We start from the raw sequence: 20,392 nt of genomic DNA, 5'->3' as shown, positions 1-20,392 counted from the left end.
CCTGCATTTCTTAACGAAATAGCGACACGCGGCGACGGGATTTCAGGTAAATTTAACACTTTGAACTGCATGTCATCATACAAGTTAACCAGACCAAACATGTCATGACCAGCAAACCGCCACATGGGGTTCTTGCCCGGCTACAGGATTACTTCTGGCCAATGCAGGAACAGGACCACAGTTTTGAGGAAACTCGCGCAAAGCTTTTGTGTGGGTTCTCTGGCATTATCGGGTCGGTGGCGGCACTGCACAATGCGCACATCCTGAGCTCGGACACGCAGTTCTCCACCTCGGTCACCATCGCCTCCATGGTCTGTGTGCTGGCCTATTTCCTTATTCCGCTGATCTGGCATCGCACCAAAAGCAAAGTTCTTGCAACGATCGCGTTTGTTGGCCTGTATCTGTTCCACACCAATATTCAGATGATCTATGATACGCAGTACCAATGGCGGCAGGAGATCTTCCTGATTGGTCCGCCCGTGTTAGCGCTGCTGTTGGTTGGCAAACGGGCGGCCTGGGTTGCAACGGGAGTAGTCAGCATAAACCTGATCCTCGCGGCGCTTTGGCAAGACCACTTGCCGTTTGGCTCAATGGTTGTGGTGGCGGCTGTGGCGGTGACGCTGATGACCGGCCTGACCCTGTTTCACAACGAGATTGAGCGCAAAGAACTGCACCTGATTGAGCTGCGAGATGAAGCTCAACGCGCAGATCGAGAGAAGAGCGAGTTTTTGGCCAAGATGAGCCATGAAATTCGCACGCCACTCAATGGGTTATCCGGTATTCTTCAGCTGTTGGACGAGACTGATCTCACCGAAGATCAAAAGTCTCTGGTCGCCACAGGACGCAGCTCAGGCCGCAGCCTGATGACGCTGATCAATGATGTATTGGATTACTCCAAAATTGCGGCGCATGGCATCAGCATCGAGAGCATTCCGTTCTCCACCCGCGAATTTTTGACCGCGATTTCCGCAGGACAATCTGGCGCGGCCAAGGCCAAAGACCTGTCGTTAAGCATCGAGATTGCCGCCGATGTACCCGCCTGGATCTCTGGCGACCCGACACGGCTCAATCAGGTGGTTACCAACCTTGTCGGCAATGCGATCAAGTTTTCTCAGGATGGGGCCGTCACGCTGGAGATGTCCGTACGGGACAGCCTGCTCTATGTCGCTGTGCGCGACGAGGGCATTGGCCTCACACAGGAGGCGCAAGCGAGGGTGTTCAACAAGTTTGAACAGGCCAGTTCCGCGACCAACCGGCGTTATGGCGGCACAGGTTTGGGCCTATCGATCTCCAAAGAGCTTGTGGAGCTCATGGAAGGCGAAATTGGCGTGGAGAGCGCGCCGTTCAAAGGCAGCACCTTCTGGTTCACTGTCCCGCTGGTGCCAGCCGACGCCCCCGAGACCAGCAAGCCACAGATGGCCACGGCTGCGCCTGAGAGCTTTGACGGCGTTGAGGTGTTGGTTGTGGAAGACAACCGCACCAATCAGATGATTGTGCGCCGCTTTCTGGAGAGCATGGGCGTGGTGGTCGATATGGTGGACGATGGCCGCCCTGCCCTGCAACGCTGTGCCGCCAAACGCTATGATCTGATCCTGATGGACATCCAGTTGCTGGATATGGACGGTATGGAGGCCACCGAAATCCTGCGGGCGCATCCCGGGCCCAACCAACAGACACCCATCGTGGCGCTCTCCGCCAATATTCTGCCGGAGCAGACCAACGCCTACCTAAAAGCCGGTATGAACGCCTGTCTGGGCAAACCCTTCCGCAAAGACGAGTTGTCCAAGATCATGGGCGAATTGGTGAAAGCGCCGAAAGCGGACAAACCTGCTGCCTAGAGCTTGGACGAGATCACGCCGGTGTTGAAACCGCCCATGCGCAGCTCGCCAAACAGACGCTGATACTCGATCTTGGGACAGCGGTTCATCACCACATCCACACCCTTCGCCTCCGCCACCGCCGCTGCCTCGGAATGTTCCACGCCAATCTGCATCCAGATGGTTTGCAGGGCGGGAAACTGCGCCAGCGCCTCATCCACAATCGGTGGCACCGCCTCGGATCGGCGGAAGATATCGACCATATCCACCGGTTCCTCAATGGCGCTCAGGCTGGGCATCACCGTGGCGCCAAACAGCTCTTTGCCGGCATGGCCGGGGTTGACCGGAATGACGGTGTAGCCCTTAAGCGACAGGTACCGCGCCACATAATAGCTGGGCCGCACCGGGTTCATCGACACGCCCACCACGGCAATGGTGTTGGTGCGCTTGAGGATGTCGCGCAGGAAAACGTCGGTGTCAGTCATGGTTGGCCCCGGTCAGCAAGTGGTGGCCGCACCCTAGCGCAGCCCGCAGGGAACAACAGGCAAAAAAAAGCGCCCAAGAGGGAATCTTGGGCGCAGGTTCGGAACGAGGGACAGTGAAGGGAAACACGGAAGCTCCGTAAACCGTGTCTCTTGTATCACTACGTATGTTCGCAGAATTGGATGACAAGAGCGTGCGAGATTCTCATGAACAAGTGGTTAACGGATTGGGCAGAATTCCGCTCAATCGAAAATATCCTCAATCACGTCAAACACATCCTCAAACAAATCCTTGGCCCATTTGCCGCGTTTCTTCTTGGGTTTTTTCTTCTTTTCGTAGGGTGCGTCGTGCCAAGTTTTCTTGGAATGCGCCGTGCGTTTGTCCGATTTATGCGCCGGTTTGCCTTTGGACTTTGGCGTGCGGATCGGATGGGAAAAATGCGCCGGCTCCCTGCCCCGCGCCGGCACAGGCATTTGTTTAAGATTGTGCAGAGGCGCGCCGCAGCTGCTGCAGGCAAGCTCGTGGCGGGTGTCCCCAGCGAGCACAAGCGCGGCCCGCGCGCCGCAGTAACAACAGGTGGCGATTTTGGAGGGATGGGGCACCGCGCGCTCCTCTGAGTGATGGTCTGCCTATTCCATCTAGGCATCCGGAGGCGCGGATGGGAGCCTCCGGCGGGGATATTTGTAGAAGGAGAAGAATTTGGAGGTGCTTTAGCGTGGCAAGGTGGCGTAGAGCGCCACGGCCGCGGCATTGGACACGTTGAGAGAGCCAAAGGCCCCTGCGAAGTTGATCTTCACCAATTGATCCACCGTCTCTTTGGTTTTCTGCCGCAAACCCGGTCCCTCAGCCCCCAGAACCAACGCGATGGGAGCATCGTGGCGGCCTGCCAGCGCGGTTTCGATGGTCTCCTCGGCCTCGCCATCCATGCCCAACACGATGTAGCCCATGGCTTGCAGCTCGGTGATCGTGTCCGCCAGATTGCGCAAGCGCAGATAGGGTTGGCGTTCCAGCGCCCCGCTGGCGGTTTTGGCCAAAGCGCCGGTTTCCGGTGCAGAGTTGTGGCGGGTGCCAATCACCGCCAGGGCGCCAAACACTTCGGCGGAGCGCAGGATGGCGCCGACGTTGTGCGGATCGGTCACGCGATCTAGCAGGATGAGCCGCTGCGGACGGTCGTCATCGGCAATGGCCACATCCGAGAGCTTGCCCCAATTGAGCGGCTTCACCTCCAGCGCAGCGCCCTGGTGTACAGATTGAGGATCGAGCGGCGCGTTGAACTTGCGCGGGTCTACCACCTCCGGCGTCATACCCGACTCAGCGATGGCCTCTGCCAACTTATCCGCGGCATTTTTGGTCACGATGAGTCGCAGTTTTTCACGTTTTGGATTCGCCAGAGCGTCGCGCACCGCGTGCAGGCCAAACAACCAGACGGTTTCCGCCGCATCTTTGCGTTTCTGCTGCTCTTTCTGCACGACCCATTTGGGTTTTTTCATCGCTCTGACACCTTCAAAATATAGAGGGTTCACCAATGCGGAAAAGAAGCGGGCTCTGCAAGGTATTTTCTGGTTGACGCCCCCAACAACTGCCAATAAATACCCCCTCACACCGAGGCCAGCGGGCCTCAAGAAAGTGGGCGACAGGCCGCAAGGTGTGGCAGGGGACTGTAACTCCCTCGCGGAGACGCACGCTTGGTTCGATTCCAAGGTCGCCCACCACTTTCTTCCCTTCCGATGTAGATATTTGGTGCCAGAGTGGTCGCCAGCCATGTGCTTGATATTGCGCCAAAACCACAGTTTTCCGGCCCAAACTCGGAGAAACACACTGTTTCCACATGATTAAAGGTTAACGGCGATCCATTTGTTGAAAACAACCGCTTAACGTGTAAGGACAAACCTGTGATTTCCACAAAATCATTGTCTTGTGCGTTAGGAGGACCATCGTTCCATGTTACTTACACTGTTGCTGAGCACATCCGCATTGGCCTTGGGCGCCATGGTTGCCACCCCGCAAAACGATGATGATGTTGAAGGCCCGGATGGGACGACACCACCGCTGGAACCAACATCTGAAACCGGCACCGGCGGCAGTGACATTCTGCACGGCACCATCGAAGACGAGGTGATGCGTGGCTATGGTGGCAACGACCTGATGCAGGCCTTTGCCGGAAACGACCTGCTGTTTGGTGGAGACGGCAATGACGAACTTTATGGCGCCGAGGGCGAGGACACCCTGCGCGGCGGCACAGGTGATGACTGGCTGTTTGGCGAGGCAGGCAGCGACTATCTGCTAGGCAAAGATGGCAACGACAGTCTGAGCGGCGGCACCGGCACTGACCTACTAAAAGGCGGGCGTGGCGATGATGTGCTCGACGGCACCGATGGCGTCGAAGATGCCACTGATAGCGATACGCTAGAAGCCGGCGATGGCAATGACCTGCTGTATGGTGACAATGGCGACGTGCTGTCCGGCGGCGCGGGCGTGGACAGCTTTGAGGTGATTGTTGATCCCAACAGTGACTCCATGGTGCACATCCGCGACTTTGACCTGACCGCAGTTGACGGCGATGCAGTGGAAACCATCACTCTGCTGGACCAAAACGGCGATCAAATCCCGCTGGAGGATCTCCTCCAACTCGACGCGCCAATGTTGACCATTGTGGATGCCGAAGACGGCACCGGGGCACTCTTGCGTTTCAACGATGTGACTGTGGCTTTGGTCGAAGGCGTGAGCGCCAGCGATTTGCTCAACGACACAAGCAGCTGGCTTGGCAACACGTCCGCGCCCACGCCTGAGCCGATTTTTGGCACCGGCGGTGCGGAAGAACTGACCGGCGGCCAAGGCGACGATGCCATCCGCGCCTATGGCGGTGACGACCTTGTTGATGGCAACGGCGGTGACGATCGTGTGCTGGCGGGTGCCGGTGACGACACTGTCTATGGCGGCACGGGTAATGACGTGCTGCGCGGCATGGATGGCAATGACTCCTTGGAAGGTGGTTCTGGAGACGACTACCTGCTGGGCAAGTCTGGCGATGATACGTTGCTGGCCGGCACCGGCACCGATGTGCTCAAGGGCGGCATTGGCAGCGACCTTCTGGATGGCCGCGATGGCGCGGTGTCCGGTGCGGACAGCGACACATTGGAAGGCGGGGATGACAACGACCGTCTGATTGGCGACAACGGCGATGTGCTGACCGGCGGCGCGGGCATCGACGACTTTGAAGTCGTGGTCGACCCGGACGGCGCGGAGGTGGTGCAAATCACCGATTTTGACCCAACCGAGCAGGACCGTAACGACGCCGAGACAATCACCCTGCTGGATGAAAACGGACAGCTATTGCCGGCCTCCGATTTTAACAATCCGGACACCACCGCCTTGTGCATTCATGATGCCGAAGATGGCAGCGGTGCGATCCTGCAACTTGACGGCGTGGATGTGGCCTTTGTCGCCGGCGTCACCGCCAGTGAGCTGCAAGACAACATCGACAGCTGGCTTGGCAACCTCGTGGGACCTCAGGTTCAGTCGAACCACGGCACGGGCGCTTCTAACGACCTCGCAGGCACCGACGACGCAGAAGTCATCCGCGCCTATGGGGGCAATGACACAGTGGAGGCCGCGGGCGGGGACGACCTGATCTTTGCAGGCAATGGTGATGATGTGGTCGATGGCGGCGATGGCGATGACACGCTACGCGGTGGCTTCGGCAACGACCTGCTAGAAGGTGGCGACGGCGATGATTACCTGCTGGGCAAATTTGGCGATGACACGCTGGAAGCCGGTGAAGGCACTGACCTGCTCAAAGGCGGCAGTGGGGACGATCTGCTGAATGGCCAGGACGACGGAGAGGATCCGACAGACAGCGACACGCTTATCGGCGGCGACGGGGACGATCACCTGATCGGCGACAACGGCGATGTTCTGGAAGGCGGTGAAGGCTACAACACCTTTGAAGTGGTCCGCCACGCAGATGCTGGTGCCGTCGTGCATATCCGGGATTTTGAGCCCACCACACAATACGGCCAAGACAAGGACGTCATCACATTTGTCGACGACAATGGCGATCCGATGCCAGTGGATCAGTTCTCGCCGCCCTTCATCAATCTTGTGGACGACGCGGACGGCAATGGTGTGTTTGTACAGGTCAACGGCCAAACAACCGTGTTCCTGGAAGGGGTGACTGCCCAACAGCTGGAAGGCCTCAACAACCGTTGGGTTGGAAACTACGCCTCCTGATGAGATGCGCGACAGGTGGTTCTTTGTGAGATCACCTGTCGGCCTTGATTGCCCGGCCCATGACCCAATCATACAGCCGTGGCGACAGCCGCATCATCACGTCTGACAGTCTGGCGACGCGGCCGACAAAGATGTCGGTTTTGCCGCGCTTTAAACCCCGCAGGATGATGGCGGCGGCCTGATCCGGCGTAACCACATCCACCGCATCCTGCGCCGCGCCGGGGCGGGTCAGCCCGTCTGTGTCCGCATTGGGATTGCCCACATTGGTGGCAACGAAGGCTGGTGCTGCGATCACCGTTTTCACGCCGTGGACCGCCTCCTCCACCCGCAGAGAGGCAAAGAACCCAGTCATGGCGTGCTTGGAGGCAGCGTAGCTGGCGCGGTGACGCAATGGGGCAAAGCCTGCCACCGAAGTGATCGCCAGATGGGTGCCATTGGAGGCGCGCAACGCGGGCAGGAAGGCTTTGGCCATGGCGGCGGCGGCAAAGTAGTTGATGTCAAACAGGCGGCGATGGGCCTGCTCCTGCAGGTCGTCAACCGGCGCGATGGCTGTCACCCCAGCACCATAGATCACCAGATCGATGCTGTCATGGCAGGCCAGAATTTTGGTGCAGCAATCTTTCAACGCGCGCGGGTCGGTGACGTCACATTTCATCGGCAGCTGGGTGGCCGTATGAGGCAGGTGCGAAACGTTCAAATCCAGCAGAACCACACGCCAGCCTTCGGCCTGTAACTGCGTTGACAGGGCGGTGCCTAGACCGCCTGCCCCGCCAGAGATTACGGCGGTTTTGAGAGGCAAGTTTTCTGGGGCCATGTTCATTTGTCCTGCGCCTTGAGCCAATGGTCAAACACTTCTCGGCTGGTTTTCTCCGGCGTGTAGCCAAAGTTGCGCTTGAGCGCCTCGTTGGACAGCACCGGGCGGTACTGCAGAAAGCGCACCTGTTCTGGTCCGTATTGGCTCAGGCCCAGCGGGCGCGCGCTGGCCAGCGCTGCTTTGAACACCCAAGCCGGAAGGCGCAGGATGGGTTTTTGCAGGATGTCGGCCAGATCCTGCACGCCAAGCGCGCCGTCGCCTGCCACGTTGAAAATACCCGCCGGACCATTGGTGGCGGCGCGTCTCAGAATGCGGGCCAGATCGCGGGTCCAAATGAAAACAAAAGGACTTTCGCTGCCGCTGACCGCCAAAAGGCGCGGCCGGCGGAAAAGGTCAGTGATCTGATTATTGGTCTCGCGCCCCAAGACCGTGCCGACCCGCAAGATCACTTGCTCCAGATGTGGCGCGTTGTGACGGGTGTCGGCCAGAAACTCCTCCACCAACCGCTTGTGATGGGCATAGGCAAACTCTTCGTTGCCTCGGATAGCGTCTGTTTCGGTGAGCGGCACCGGGTTGTTGGCGTGATAGCCGTAAGCCGCCCCGGATGAGGTTACCACCAGGCGCTTGGTACCTGCCGCGAGCGCAGCGTTGACCACGTTTTTGGTGCCGGTCACGTCGACATCATAGGCAAAGTCACGGCCGCTGCCGGGCGGCGGGGTCACGATGGAGGCCAGATGCACAATCACATCCGGCTGGTGCCGCGCGATGACTCGCAAGGGCGCGTCAGTGGTCACATCCATCGGGCGGAAACGCGCGTTATCTGGCAAGTCTTCGGGCACCGCCACGTCACAGGCAATAACCTCATGGTCTGTGTCTGCCAGTTCCGCCAACAGGCTGCGCCCCACCATGCCAGCGGCGCCGGTGATCAATATGCGTGTCATCGTGCGGCCCTTGTCCGGTTCATCAGCGCGGCCAAACCAAGACCAGTGATCGCATGCCAGACGCCCCAGAAAGCGGCGACCACGGCCATACCTCCTAGACCGCCAAAGAAAGCGAAGATCAGGATCAGTCCCAGGCCAGAGTTCTGGATACCGGTTTCAATGGTGACGGCGCGGCGATCGTAGGGTGATAGGCGGGCAAGTGTCGCAAGGCCATAGCCGCCCGCCAAGGCCAGCGCATTGTGCAGCACCACCAACAGCGCCACTGCCCCTGCGAAGAGTTTGAAGTTCTGCCAGTTGTTTGCCAGTGCCAAGATGATGAACGCGAGAAAAATCACCATCGACAGGGTCTGTAGCGGACCACGTAATTTGGCGGCCAACGCAGGCTTTGCCGCGCGCAAGGTAACTCCCAAAACGAGCGGCAGCACCAGCATGAAGCCAACCGTGATCGCCACCGAGACTGGATCAATCTTCGTCGCCTGAAGGATTTCCCGCGTGGGTGCGTAGAGGCCGCCCCACAGCGCAATATTGAGTGGCGTCAACAGGATCGCGCCCACCGTGGCAAAGGCGGTCATTGAGACGGACAGCGCCGCGTTGCCGCCGGCGCGGTGGGTGATGAAGTTGGAGATGTTCCCGCCCGGACAGGCCGCCACCAGCATCAGCCCCAGCGCGATAGACGGTTGCGGCTGTGTGACCAGCACCAGCAAAAACGTCAGTGCGGGCAGCAGAAAAAACTGGCTTGCCAACCCGGTCAACAAGGCGCGTGGCGTGTAGAGCAGACGACGGAAATCACTGGGCGTGAGATCGATGGCGATGGAGAACATCACCACCGCCAAAACCGCGTTTAACACGGTCATTGAGGTGGCGCTGAAGTTGAGCGCAACACTGTCTATGGCGGTCGCGTCCATCAGCCCTGCCCTGTTTGCAGCGATTTGATCCAGCCGGTGACCGCACCGCGATAGGTGGCTTTGTCCACGTAATAGGCCATGCGCGGCAGATCGAGGTAGTCCATGCCGCCAGTAGCACGGTCAAAGCTTGCCGATTTCTCAGTCTGCAGTTTTTTGGCGGCCTTGAAACCATCCCGCAAACCAGTGATATAGCGCGCCACCATCTCGGCTTGCTCGTGCCGCCCTTGCCAGCCCAGACCCGTGGCCTCCACCATGCCCAACACAAAAAGATCGTCCCGCGCCGGATGGAAGGCGTTGAGGTAGAGGTGCGGCGCGTCCCCGCGCCAGTTCAGCAGTGTTTTGTCAACAAACGGATAGTGCAGCTTGTAGCCCGTGGCGGCGAGGATCATGTCATACTCCGCCGCTGTGCCGTCTTTGAAGGTCACGGTGTGGCCCGACATGTCCGCGATGTCGACGCGAATGGCAATGTCGCCGTGGCCCGCGTGATACAGCACCAGCGAGTTCACCACCGGATGGCTTTCGTACAGTTTGTAGTCCGGTTTGGGGAAGCCGTATTTCTGAGGATCCCCCACAAACCAGCTCAGGATCAGACTGTCGATCGGACGCTTGAGCCACATCGGTAGCTTGATCGCCCCGCCCATCGTATCCGCCGGTTTGCCAAAGACATATTTGGGCACAAAGTAATAGCCGCGCCGCATGGAGATGTCGCAGCTTGCGCCGTGGTGTACGGCATCTACCGCGATGTCGCAACCGGAGTTGCCCGCGCCCACGATCAAAACGCGCTTGCCGGCAAACTGCTCCGGATGGCGGTATTGCGACGCGTGGATCAGCTCGCCGTCAAACTGGCCCGGGAACTGCGGCATGTTGGGCTCACTCAATGTGCCATTGGCGATCAACACACCCGCATAAATCGCCTCTGTCTGTTGCCCATTCTGAAGGGTGATCACCTTCCACCCCTCGCCGCTCTCCCCCAACGGCGCCACCTGCACCACTTCGGTGTTGAACTGGTAGTGACTGCGCAGGTCAAAATGGTCCGCAAAGTCTCGGAAATACTGCGCCATCTCGCGATGGGACGGGTATTCGGCCACCTCCGCCTTCATCGGGAAATCGGCAAACTCGGTCATGGTTTTGGACGAGATCAGATGCGCGCTTTCATACATCGTGGAGCGCGGTGCCTCGATGTCCCAAAGGCCACCGACATCGCTGTGCAGCTCAAAGCCGTCAAAGGCGATACCTTGCTCCTTCAGAACCTTGGCCATCGCCAGCCCCATCGGCCCCGCCCCAATCAGCGCAAATTTGTCGCTTGTGTGCATCTTCTTCCTCTCCCCAAGAGAGTTTTAAATTGAACATTCGTTAAAAATAAGGCAAGCTCTTTTTATGCTGAAAGACATTCCTCAAGAAAAACAACGACAAAGAGCCCCCTCCAAACGGGCTTTGGAAACCCGCGCGCGCATTATGGACGCGGCAGAGCGGGTGTTTGCCCAAAGTGGGTTTGATGCGGCCTCGATTCGAGACATCGCCGCAGAGGCCGAGGTGCAAGGCGCGCTGGTGAACCACCACGGCGGCAGCAAAGAGGAACTGTTCTGGCGTGTGGTGGCGCGGCGGGCTGATGTATTGGGCGAGGCCCGTATCGCCGCGCTGGAGGCTCGAAAGGTACAAGGACCGCTGACCGTGCCCGCCATTCTGGAGTGTTTCTTTGGACCGTTTTTTGAGCGCATCGACGTGGGCGGGCCGCAATGGGTGGCTTATGCGCGGATCGTGGCTTTTGTTTCGGCGGATGAGCGTTGGAAAGACCTGGCGGCGATCTGTTTTGACCCAACCGCCAACCGCTTTGTGGAGGAACTCGCGGCGCTCTACCCGGCGCAGGCGCGGGCGGCCGTGGCCAACAGTTTTGTCTATTCGGCTGCGGGTATGTTGGCCTTGATCACCTCACAATGGCGCATGGATGTCTTAAGTGACGCCTCATCAAGCGCCGCAAACCATCTCGACGAATTGGTGGCCTTCTGCACCGCCGGGATACACGCGGCGGCACAGCGGGCATAAGGCTGGGTTCGCCCTTAAGGTATCATCACAGCCGCACGCTCATAGGCAACCGTGTCAGTGCCCAGATCATCATAAAGCAGCGTCACGTCCACGGTTTTGACCGAGCCAAGCGGCTGCGTGATGAAGATTTGCGTGTCCTCGGGAATGGTCATGGCATTTTCGATATCCGGCGGGCATTCCGGGATCGGAAAGACCTCCGCCGGGCCGCCGTTGATCACATATTGCACCTCATATAGCCCGCAGCGCCAGGCCAGCAGATGGGTGAAATACACCAGATCCTGCCCGTCAAATTCGCGCACAACAATCCAGCTGGTTTTGGTTGCCTCCAAGATGGGCCGCACCTCGCCCGCAGTGAGGAATTTGCCGGTGGGGGTTTGATCTTCGGCCACGCGGTCTTCCGCCAGAGCAGCGGTGCCCAACACGCCTAGACAGAGAGTGGCCAGCATAAAGAGTTGCATAAGCGAACGCCTTTCTATGATTTCTTCAAAAAGTGTAATGCCCGCTTTTGCCACGGGCCTATGCCACGTATAGTCGGCGCAAGCATCGTGCAGGGCAATAGAAGAATGACAAGTAAAGCGCTGAAATCGCAGGTCTTCAACGTGGTGGTGGTCGGCCAAAATGGCCGTCTGATGTATGAGGCGGCGCTGTTTGCAGCCTCGCTGCGCGCCAAGTCGCCGAAGTTTTCCGGCAAGCTGTTTGTGGCCGAACCCGTGCCGGGGCCGCGCTGGGAAAAAGACCCGCGCATCAGCAATCCGGATGTGCGTGCTCTGCTGGAAGATCTTGGTGCGGAGGTTTTGCCGTTTGAGACCCCGGTCTTTGGCGAGCCTTATGCCTATGGGAATAAGATCGAGCTGTTGTCCGCCCTGCCCGCCGGCGAACCGTTTGTGTTTTTTGACACAGACACGTTGATCATGGACGAGCTGAGCACGGTGCCGTTTGATTTTGACCGACCTTCGGCGTCGTTGCGAGTGGAAGGCACCTGGCCGATTCCGCCGCTGTATGGGCCGCAATACACCGGCATCTGGAAAGCGCTGTATGACCGCTTTGGATTGGCTTTTGAAAGCTCGTTGGATCTGAGCCAGCCGGATGAATACTGGCGGCGGTATCTCTATTTCAACGCGGGATTCTTCTATTACCGCTGCCCCAAAGTGTTTGGGGAGCTGTTCCTTGAGTACGCCCGAAGTGTGAGTGACAATCCACCGGATGAGCTGGCCTGTCAGGCGATTTACCCCTGGCTGGACCAGATTGTTTTGCCGCTGGTGATCCACGGACTTGGCGGTGGGCGTGATGCCTTGCCATCGGGGTATCTGGATGGATCGGTGAGCTGTCACTACCGGCTGATGCCACTGCTCTATGCGCGGGAAAGGGATGCGGTTGTAGAGGTGCTCGAAGAGGTCACTGCGCCCAACAAAATCAAAAAAGTGCTGAAGCAATATGATCCGTTCAAGCGCATGATTTATCAGAACCGCGGCCACAAGGCGCGGGCTTTGTTTGATCAGGCGCATCTGCCGCGCAAGGAACAGGCCATTCGCAACACGTTGAAGAAAAACGGCTATTGGCTGCGCTAGCGGCTGGTACATGCGAGGGGCGCTGCCCCTGGGCCCTCTGCGAGGGCCCCACCCCGGGATATTTTTGGCAAGAAGAAGCGGGCCGAATGGTGTTCAGGGCAGCGCGGTTTTGGCGGCCAATGTGTTCTGGTATTGCGGAATTTTGAGGAAATGCGCCTTTCGGCAATCTAAGGCGCCAACTTTGGTTGCGTGATGGCTTGGGTCTGCCTAACACTTGGCGCGATAATTTTAGGGAGAACACACGATGTCTGAAGCGACATACGGTTTTGACACATTGCAAATTCACGCCGGCGCGCGGCCCGATCCGGCCACCGGCGCGCGGCAGACGCCGATTTACCAATCCACCGCTTACGTGTTCCGCGACGCCGAGCACGCGGCTGCGCTCTTCAACCTGCAAGAAGTGGGCTACATCTACTCCCGCCTGACCAACCCAACCGTGGCCGTGCTGCAAGAGCGCATTGCGACCCTGGAAGGCGGCGTGGGTGCGGTCTGCTGTTCGTCTGGTCACGCCGCACAGATCATGGCGCTGTTCCCACTGATGCAGCCGGGCTGCAACGTGGTCGCCTCCTCCCGCCTCTATGGTGGCACCATCACTCAATTCAGCCAAACCATCAAACGTTTTGGCTGGTCCGCAACCTTTGTGGATACCGACGATCTGGACGCAGTGGCAGCGGCGATTGATGAAAACACCCGCGCGGTATTCTGCGAGTCTGTTGCGAACCCAGGTGGCTATATCAGCGACATCGAGGCGCTGGCCAAAGTGGCCGACAACGCCGGTGTGCCGCTAATCGTGGACAACACCTCCGCCACGCCCTACCTCTGCAATCCAATTGCCTTGGGCGCCACCTTGGTCGTGCACTCCACCACCAAATACCTGACCGGCAACGGCACCGTGACCGGCGGCTGTATTGTTGACAGCGGCAAATTTGACTGGTCCGCCTCTGATAAATTCCCATCGTTAAGCCAGCCGGAACCGGCCTACCACGGCCTGCGCTTCCATGAGACCTTTGGCCCGCTGGCCTTCACTTTTCACGGCATCGCCATTGGTCTGCGCGACCTCGGCATGACCATGAACCCGCAGGCGGCGCATTACACGCTGATGGGTATTGAAACGTTGTCGTTGCGCATGGAGCGCCACGTGGAAAATGCCAAAACCGTTGCCGGTTGGCTCGAAGGTCATGAGCATGTGGACTATGTGACCTACGCCGGTCTGCCCTCCTCGCCCTACCATGATCGCGTCGAGCGGATCTGTCCAAAAGGCGCAGGCGGTCTGTTCACCGTGGCGCTCAAGGGCGGCTATGACGCCTGTGTGAAGTTTGTCGACAGCCTGGAAATCTTCTCCCACGTCGCCAACCTCGGCGATGCGCGCAGCCTGGTGATCCACTCGGCCTCCACCACCCACCGTCAGTTGACACCGGAACAGCAGGAAGCGGCGGGCGCAGGGCCAAATGTCGTGCGGATTTCGATTGGCATTGAAAACAGCGAAGACCTGATTGCCGATCTGGATCAGGCGCTGAAGAAAGCCCACAGCTGAGCCTGACAGGTACGGTGAACGCCTTGGAAGACCGCCCCAATCACGTGTTTGGGGCGGTCTTTGTTTACCACAAGGTCACTTTGTGGCCGCAAACCGCCGAAGGCTGGCCAAATAGCGGCGGCTTTTTCTTCCCCTTCGGCGATAACTTGCTATAAATCCTACAATTCTGAGCAAGGTCGCGCCTTGCCAATCACTCGCATGCTAGGGCTTGATGCATGACTCCGGATCTTGCGCTTACACTTTCCTTTGAAGGCATTGGCCTTTTGACCCGCGTGCCGGGGGGCTGGCATTTGCTGGGAGAAGTGGGGCTCGACAGCCCGGATCTGGCAGGGGATCTGGCGCAGTTGCGGGCGCAGGCTGTGGCCGTGGGGGGCGAGGGCTTTACCACCACACTGGTGCTGCCCAACGATCAGATCAAATACCTGACCCTGCCTGCGGGCCGGATGAGCGAGAAAAAGCGCCGCCAGAAGGCAGAGGATGCGCTGGAGGCGGAAACGCCTTATCGTGCGGATCAACTGGTGTTTGACATCGCGCTGCGGGATCGCACACCGCAGGTGGCGGCCGTGGCGCGCGACACGCTGGATGAGGCCGAAGCCTTTGCGGTGGAGCATGCGTTTAATCCGGTGGCGTTCAGCGCCATCCCACCCGAAGACAGCTTTGCCACCGCGCCGGATTTTGGCGACACGGCGCAGGCGCGCGCGGCGGAGATCAAGGTCAAGGCCGACAAGATCGCGATTTTGGTTGTGAGCGAAGGACCGCTGCCGGAGCCTGAGCCAGAGCCGGAACCTCTTCCCGAGCCAACGCCCGAACCCAAACCGGAGGCGACACCACAAGCGGAGCTGAAGCTGGACATCCCACCGGCGCCACCAGCCTCGGTGGAGCCGGCTGCCGAAGAGCTGCCCGCGCCGACGCCTGTTGAAGAGACGCCTGCGACGCCGCAGGAGACTGTCCCTGAGACGCAAGTTGAGACACCGGTTGCCCCCGCCCCGGAGCCAGTTGAGCTAACAGAACCTCAGGCCACGGAGCCTGAGAAAACGGCAGCAGCAAACACAGACACACCAAAGTCCGAGGCCAAACCTGAGGCCGCGCCAGAAAAACCAACTGCGCCCGAAAAAGCCAAGGCACCCGAACCAGCCGCGCCCACGGAAGATCCAAAACCAGAAGAGCCAGCTGCAGCGTTTGCGTCAATCCGCGCGCAGAAAGCCGCGCCGGAGGAAGCCAAAGCTGCGCCAGAGTTGAGCGGTGTCACCCGCAAAGTCAGTGGCACCAATGCACCCAGCATTCCAACCGGCACCGGCGACGGCAAGCCCCCGCCGCTGCGGTTTGATCCGGCGAAAGCGGTGGCTGGTCTTAAGACCGAAAAAAACGACGCGTCCGAAGAAGCCGCAGTAGACACCGGCGACGCATCTGATGCAGAGGCCGCAACCTTTGCCAGCGCACGCAGCAAGACCAAAGTGGCCGGTCCTGCGCCGAAGGTTGGCAATAAGCTGTCCAAATCTAAGGCCAGGAAAGCCGCCAAAGACGCCTCTGCCAAAGAAAAGCAGAAGATGACCATGTTTGGCGCGCGTCCACAGGAGGTGCGGGGCAAGCCGAAACATCTGGGGCTGATCCTAACGACGCTGCTGCTGGTGCTGATGGCAATTGTGGCCTTGTGGGCGACCTACGCCACAGAGGATGGGCTGGCCGGCCTGTTTGGGGCGGACGAGCCTGAAGCCGTTGAAGTTGCCGTTGCGTCAATTGCAGCCGCCCCCGAGGCCGCGATTGAAACCGCCGCAGTTGCAGACAGCGCTGCGGTCCCTGCCCCTGAGACTGCCCCAGAAGATGTGACTTCGGCGGATGCAGAGTTGTCACTGGAACCAGAGCTGCCAGAAACGGACGCGCCCATGGTGGTGACCGTGCCCGATGGCATGACACCCAATCCGACCGAGAACGTGGACACCGCTCTTTTGGAGCCGCTCACACCGGAGAGCATCACCGACAGCGCCGAAATCGAGGCGATGCTGGATGATGTGAGCGACGGCAATGTTGATCCCGCGGAGGCCGAGGCCCGGTATGCCGTAACCGGCATCTGGCAGCGCGCACCGGAACAGCCGTTTGAGCTGACCTCAGACAGCAGCGATGACATCTACATTGCGTCTGTGGACCGCGACACCCTGGGGTTTGACGCCGTGGCCCTGCCTGCGCCAGAGGCACTGGACACCGATCGTCCCGCCCGGGCGCAAGTGAACCCTGTGGCGGCCGACACCACCTTTGATCTGGATGAACGCGGCCTGGTGATTGCCACCGCAGAAGGCGCCCTGAACCCCGAAGGCGTGATGGTCTTTGCCGGACGCCCGGCGGTGGTTCCGGTGGCCTATCCCAAACGCATCAAAGTAGGTGAGGAATCGCAGATCAGCGAGGCCGACAGCACCCGCTTGGCCGCCCTGCGCCCCAAACTGCGCCCCGGCGACCTGCAAGAGCAAAATGAACGTGCCAACTTTGGCGGCTTGACCCGCGAAGAACTGGCCGCAGTTCGTCCCAAACTGCGCCCGGCAAACGCCAAGCTGGCGGATGAGAAAGACACCACGCCAACGCAGTTTGCCGTCAAAGCCTCCCCGCGGCCGCGCCTGAAGCCTTCAAACATTGCACAACTGGCCGCGCGCGCCGCGCCAGAAAGCAACTCCACAACCACCACAACAGCGGCGGCTGTGCCCGCGGCAGCGTCGGTGGTTCCCGACATTCCGACCACCGCCTCGGTGGCACGTCAGGCCACCATCAAGAACGCAATCAACCTCAATAAGGTGAACCTGATTGGCGTTTACGGCACCTCGTCCAACCGCCGCGCCTTGGTGCGCTTGTCCAGTGGGCGCTACAAGAAGGTGCAGGTTGGTGACCGCGTAGATGGCGGCCGCGTCTCCGCCATCAGCCAAGATGAGCTGCACTACACCAAAGGCAACCGGAAAGTGGTGTTAAAGATGCCAAAGGGCTGAGCCTTCGGCGCTCCTTTACTCCGCGACCACAGGATGCACGGTGCCTTCATAGACTGTGCCCCAAATCTTCACATCTTTGATGTCGGTGGTGGGCACCTCATAGGGGTTGGCCTCCAGCACCACAAAATCCGCACGTTTACCCGCGCGAATGGAACCGAGATCGTGCTCCCGCTTCATCACCCAGGCCGCGTCAATGGTAATGGCGCGCATTGCCTCATGCACAGTCAGAGCCTCAACCTGCGCATTCTGCATGCCATTGATGGTGGTCCGGTTCACCGCCGCATCCGCCAAAACCAGTGGGCTGAGCGGGGCCATGGGATTGTCCGAATGCAACGCAACCGTCACCTTTTGGCGCGTCGCTGCACCAAGCGGTACCATGTAGCGGGCGATGTCCTCTCCCAGCCAGTTCTGCGCATATATGTCCGCCAGAATATACTGGTAGTACGGGTTGGCGGAGACCGCCATGCCAAGCGCCCCCATCTGGCGCAGCTGCTCTTCGTGGGCAAAAGCAAAATGCTCCAACGTGGTGCGGTGATCAAACCGCGGAGTTTCCGCCTGAGCCCGTTGCACGATGCCAATCAACGCCTCAGCCGACTTGTCGCCATTTGTATGGGCATGGATCTGAAACCCCTGGTTCCAGAAGAAGCGCGCCCATTTTTCCGTCTCACTGAGCGGCGCCATCCAGATGCCTTCGTGCCCGTCCTTGTAACCTGGGAAACTATATTGACTGAGGCCGGAGAAGATTGCCCCATCCATCATGATTTTGAAGTGATCCTTGATTGCCACCAGCTCGGTATTGCCGGCGCGCCAGCCTTCGATCTCCGCCAACGCCTCTTCCGGCGTTTTCTTCCGCGCAAGAAAATCTGTGATGATGGGGGTCAGTACTAGCCGCGTCGGTGGCTGGATGTGATCCGCAGTCGCGCGGATCAGTGCAATTTCCCCCTCAGGATCACCAAAAATACCTGTGCCCATGTCCAGGGCTGAGGTCACACCGGCCTGATGCAGCATCTCATAAAAGTTCTCCATGCCCTTGCCGTAGCGATCCGGCGCAAACAGGAAGGGCATTTTGGCGACGAGCACTTTGGCACCGTTTTCCCAAAAATGACCATCTTCCCAACTTGCCTCCTCCGGATTGACCTGCGCGTCCGCCTCGGTGATGCCAAGCAGGTCCAGCGCTGCGTCATTGCCGATCACCTCATGAAAGCTGCGGTGCCAGATCATGACCGGCGTGTCCGGGAACAGCTCATTGAGCAGCGGACGTTTCACCTCCCCGTGCCACAGCTGGTGATAGCCCCAAGCGATGAACGGCACAGACGCGTCATGGTCAGAGGCATCATGCGCCGCAACCAACTCTTTCAGGCGCGCGACGTAATCTTCATGGGTTTTGGCCCCCGGAAAGTCTCCGGTTGGCAAATGCCAATCATCCGGCGCCAGAAACGGAAACTGGGTCAGAACAGCGGGCAAAGACGGGTGAATGTGCGGGTCAATAAACCCCGGCATCAGCACCTTGTCGGCAAAGCGCTCATCCACCACAGCCCCGTGATTTTCGATGTAGTCGCTCAAGCTGTCCAGACTGCCAACAGAGACAATCCGACCGTCTTCGACGGCCACCGCCGTCGCTTCGGGAATATTGGTCTCCATCGTGATGATTTTCTGGGCTGTGTAAATTGTCATGTCAGCGGCCTGAACCGCGGTTGACACAAGCAGAGCGCCCATGGCGCCAAGGGCAAATTTCAACATGCAACCACTCTTTCAAAAGGACTTCTGAGTTCACCTTAGAAGTGTGGGACCACAAAACAACAGACCTTCGCGCACAAAAAAGCGCCGCCCACCGCATGAATGGACGACGCTTCCCTCGCTCCAACCGCGGTTGGAAGGATACCTGTGAGGCTTATTCGGCGGCTTGGATTTCGCCGTTGTTGATCTGCTCTTGTTCGATGGATTCAAACAGCGCTTTGAAGTTGCCTTCGCCAAAGCCGTCGTCACCCTTACGCTGGATGAACTCGAAGAAGATCGGGCCAATCACCGTTTTGGAGAAGATCTGCAGCAGAATTTTGGTCTCGCCGCCATCCACAACACCTTCACCATCGATCAGGATGCCGTGCTTTTTCATGTGGTCGATGGGCTCGTCATGGCCAACCACACGCTCTTTGGACAGATCGTAGTAGGCGTCAGGGGGACCAGGCATGAACTTGATGCCCTTGTCGGCAATCTTGTCGGTGGACGCATAGATGTCGTTGGTGCCCACCGCGATGTGCTGGATGCCCTCGCCGTTGTATTTCTTCAGATAGGCCACGATCTGACCGGTCTCGCCACGGTCCTCGTTGATCGGGATGCGGATCTTGCCGCAAGGCGATGTCAGCGCGCGGGAGAACAGACCAGTGAACTTGCCTTCGATGTCAAAGAAACGGATTTCACGGAAGTTGAACAGATCACCGTAGAACTTGAACCACTTGTCCATGTTGCCTTTGAACACGTTGTGGGTCAGGTGGTCGAGGTAGAAGAACCCGTCACCTTCCGGCTTGGAAGTCACCAGCCAGTCGAACTCTTCGTTGAAGGGCGAGGTGTCGTAATACTGGTCGGTGAAGTAGATCAACGAGCCGCCGATGCCCTTGATCGCAGGCCACGCCAGAGTTTTATCGTCTGAATCGTAAGCTTCCGCGCCCTTGGACACCGCGTGCTCATAGGCTCTCTGCGCGTCCACAACGCGCCAGCCCATGGACGGAGCGCAGGGGCCGTGCTCTTCGACAAAGCGCGCAGCAAAGCTGTTTGGTTCGTTGTTGAGGATGTAGGTCACATCGCCCTGCTGCCACAGCTCGATGGCTTTGGTCTTGTGGTTGGCGACGTGGGCATAGCCCATTTTTGTGAAGAGATCGCGCAGCTCCTGCGGCTCGGGATGGGCAAACTCGACAAACTCAAAGCCGTCGGTGCCAGCAGGGTTGAAATCGGAAATCTCGGCGCGTGGCGCATCATGTGGGAAAGGACCCATGTCGCGTCTCCTTTTGGGGATTCTTGGATGTTGATGTTCGCTGAGGCAAGAATACGCCGCCAATCATGCGGAAACGCCGCGAAGTAACGTGCAATTCCG

Annotated in this window: 16 protein-coding genes and 1 tRNA gene; 7 read left to right on the top strand and 10 right to left on the bottom strand. The window is 59.0% G+C overall.

Translation table 11 applies throughout. The annotated features are described in order from the left end of the window. The first annotated feature begins 104 nt into the window (after window positions 1-104). Window positions 105-1,838: an ATP-binding protein gene (locus MK208_RS04450; protein ID WP_294114329.1), complete on the top strand. Its 1,734-nt coding sequence runs from the start codon at window positions 105-107 to the stop codon at window positions 1,836-1,838. Here the strand turns inward: MK208_RS04450 and MK208_RS04445 are convergent. From MK208_RS04445 to rlmB, 3 genes are all read right to left on the bottom strand, one after another. After that, window positions 1,835-2,302 (bottom strand): CoA-binding protein, encoded by a 468-nt coding sequence (locus MK208_RS04445; protein ID WP_294114328.1) that lies wholly within the window; start codon window positions 2,300-2,302, stop codon window positions 1,835-1,837. The genes MK208_RS04450 and MK208_RS04445 overlap by 4 nt on opposite strands. Window positions 2,303-2,542: 240 nt before the next feature. Further along, a complete protein-coding gene (locus tag MK208_RS04440) occupies window positions 2,543-2,902 on the bottom strand; it encodes a hypothetical protein (protein WP_294114325.1) in 360 nt (119 codons plus the stop codon). 108 nt (window positions 2,903-3,010) lie between these two features. Then, a complete protein-coding gene (gene rlmB, locus MK208_RS04435; protein ID WP_294114322.1) occupies window positions 3,011-3,790 on the bottom strand; it encodes a 23S rRNA (guanosine(2251)-2'-O)-methyltransferase RlmB in 780 nt (259 codons plus the stop codon). A 138-nt stretch (window positions 3,791-3,928) separates the two neighbouring features. Here rlmB and MK208_RS04430 point away from each other — a divergent pair. Then, a tRNA-Tyr gene (locus tag MK208_RS04430) sits at window positions 3,929-4,012 on the top strand. Between the two features lie 229 nt (window positions 4,013-4,241). After that, window positions 4,242-6,530, top strand: coding sequence for a calcium-binding protein (locus MK208_RS04425; RefSeq protein WP_294114321.1), 2,289 nt, complete (start codon window positions 4,242-4,244; stop codon window positions 6,528-6,530). 31 nt (window positions 6,531-6,561) lie between these two features. Here the strand turns inward: MK208_RS04425 and MK208_RS04420 are convergent, their stop codons facing one another. Genes MK208_RS04420 through MK208_RS04405 form a run of 4 tightly spaced genes read right to left on the bottom strand, consistent with a single transcriptional unit; the run spans window position 6,562 to window position 10,503 of the window. Further along, entirely contained in the window at window positions 6,562-7,344 is a 783-nt protein-coding gene (locus MK208_RS04420) for an SDR family NAD(P)-dependent oxidoreductase (RefSeq protein WP_294114318.1), read from the bottom strand. Between the two features lie 2 nt (window positions 7,345-7,346). Then, window positions 7,347-8,285, bottom strand: a complete 939-nt coding sequence (locus MK208_RS04415; RefSeq protein WP_294114315.1) for an SDR family oxidoreductase — start codon at window positions 8,283-8,285, stop codon at window positions 7,347-7,349. After that, complete coding sequence (locus MK208_RS04410; RefSeq protein ID WP_294114313.1) at window positions 8,282-9,190, bottom strand: bile acid:sodium symporter family protein; 909 nt, start codon at window positions 9,188-9,190, stop codon at window positions 8,282-8,284. Before MK208_RS04410 ends, MK208_RS04415 begins: the two co-directional genes overlap by 4 nt. Then, on the bottom strand, window positions 9,190-10,503 hold the full coding sequence (locus tag MK208_RS04405) for an NAD(P)-binding domain-containing protein (RefSeq protein ID WP_294114312.1): 1,314 nt from the start codon (window positions 10,501-10,503) through the stop codon (window positions 9,190-9,192). The genes MK208_RS04410 and MK208_RS04405 overlap by 1 nt, the downstream gene beginning before the upstream one ends. A 64-nt stretch (window positions 10,504-10,567) precedes the next feature. Between MK208_RS04405 and MK208_RS04400 the strand changes: the two genes are divergently transcribed. Continuing rightward, a complete protein-coding gene (locus MK208_RS04400; RefSeq protein ID WP_294114310.1) occupies window positions 10,568-11,233 on the top strand; it encodes a TetR/AcrR family transcriptional regulator in 666 nt (221 codons plus the stop codon). Between the two features lie 14 nt (window positions 11,234-11,247). On the opposite strand, the gene MK208_RS04395 is transcribed toward MK208_RS04400, so the two are convergent. Then, a complete protein-coding gene (locus MK208_RS04395; protein ID WP_294114308.1) occupies window positions 11,248-11,691 on the bottom strand; it encodes a hypothetical protein in 444 nt (147 codons plus the stop codon). Window positions 11,692-11,796: 105 nt separating this feature from the next. Between MK208_RS04395 and MK208_RS04390 the strand changes: the two genes are divergently transcribed. The 3 genes from MK208_RS04390 to MK208_RS04380 all read left to right on the top strand — a co-directional run bounded on the left by MK208_RS04390 (window position 11,797) and on the right by MK208_RS04380 (window position 17,304). Further along, window positions 11,797-12,801 carry a hypothetical protein gene (locus MK208_RS04390; protein ID WP_294114306.1) on the top strand — a complete coding sequence of 335 codons (1,005 nt, stop codon included), beginning with the start codon at window positions 11,797-11,799 and terminating at the stop codon, window positions 12,799-12,801. Between the two features lie 244 nt (window positions 12,802-13,045). Next, window positions 13,046-14,335 carry an O-acetylhomoserine aminocarboxypropyltransferase/cysteine synthase family protein gene (locus tag MK208_RS04385; RefSeq protein WP_294114303.1) on the top strand — a complete coding sequence of 430 codons (1,290 nt, stop codon included), beginning with the start codon at window positions 13,046-13,048 and terminating at the stop codon, window positions 14,333-14,335. Between the two features lie 215 nt (window positions 14,336-14,550). Beyond that, window positions 14,551-17,304, top strand: a complete 2,754-nt coding sequence (locus MK208_RS04380; RefSeq protein WP_294114301.1) for a hypothetical protein — start codon at window positions 14,551-14,553, stop codon at window positions 17,302-17,304. Window positions 17,305-17,319: 15 nt separating this feature from the next. Here MK208_RS04380 and MK208_RS04375 read toward each other — a convergent pair whose 3' ends face one another. Both MK208_RS04375 and hppD read right to left on the bottom strand, forming a co-directional pair. Continuing rightward, entirely contained in the window at window positions 17,320-19,044 is a 1,725-nt protein-coding gene (locus MK208_RS04375; RefSeq protein ID WP_294114299.1) for an amidohydrolase, read from the bottom strand. Between the two features lie 151 nt (window positions 19,045-19,195). Next, window positions 19,196-20,293 carry a 4-hydroxyphenylpyruvate dioxygenase gene (gene hppD, locus MK208_RS04370; protein WP_294114296.1) on the bottom strand — a complete coding sequence of 366 codons (1,098 nt, stop codon included), beginning with the start codon at window positions 20,291-20,293 and terminating at the stop codon, window positions 19,196-19,198. Window positions 20,294-20,392 lie beyond the last annotated feature (99 nt).

Source organism: Shimia sp. (assembly GCF_022448905.1).
Classification (GTDB): Bacteria; Pseudomonadota; Alphaproteobacteria; order Rhodobacterales; family Rhodobacteraceae; genus Shimia.
Note: the sequence above shows the minus strand (reverse complement) of the source record. Positions and strands in the feature narration are given on the sequence as shown.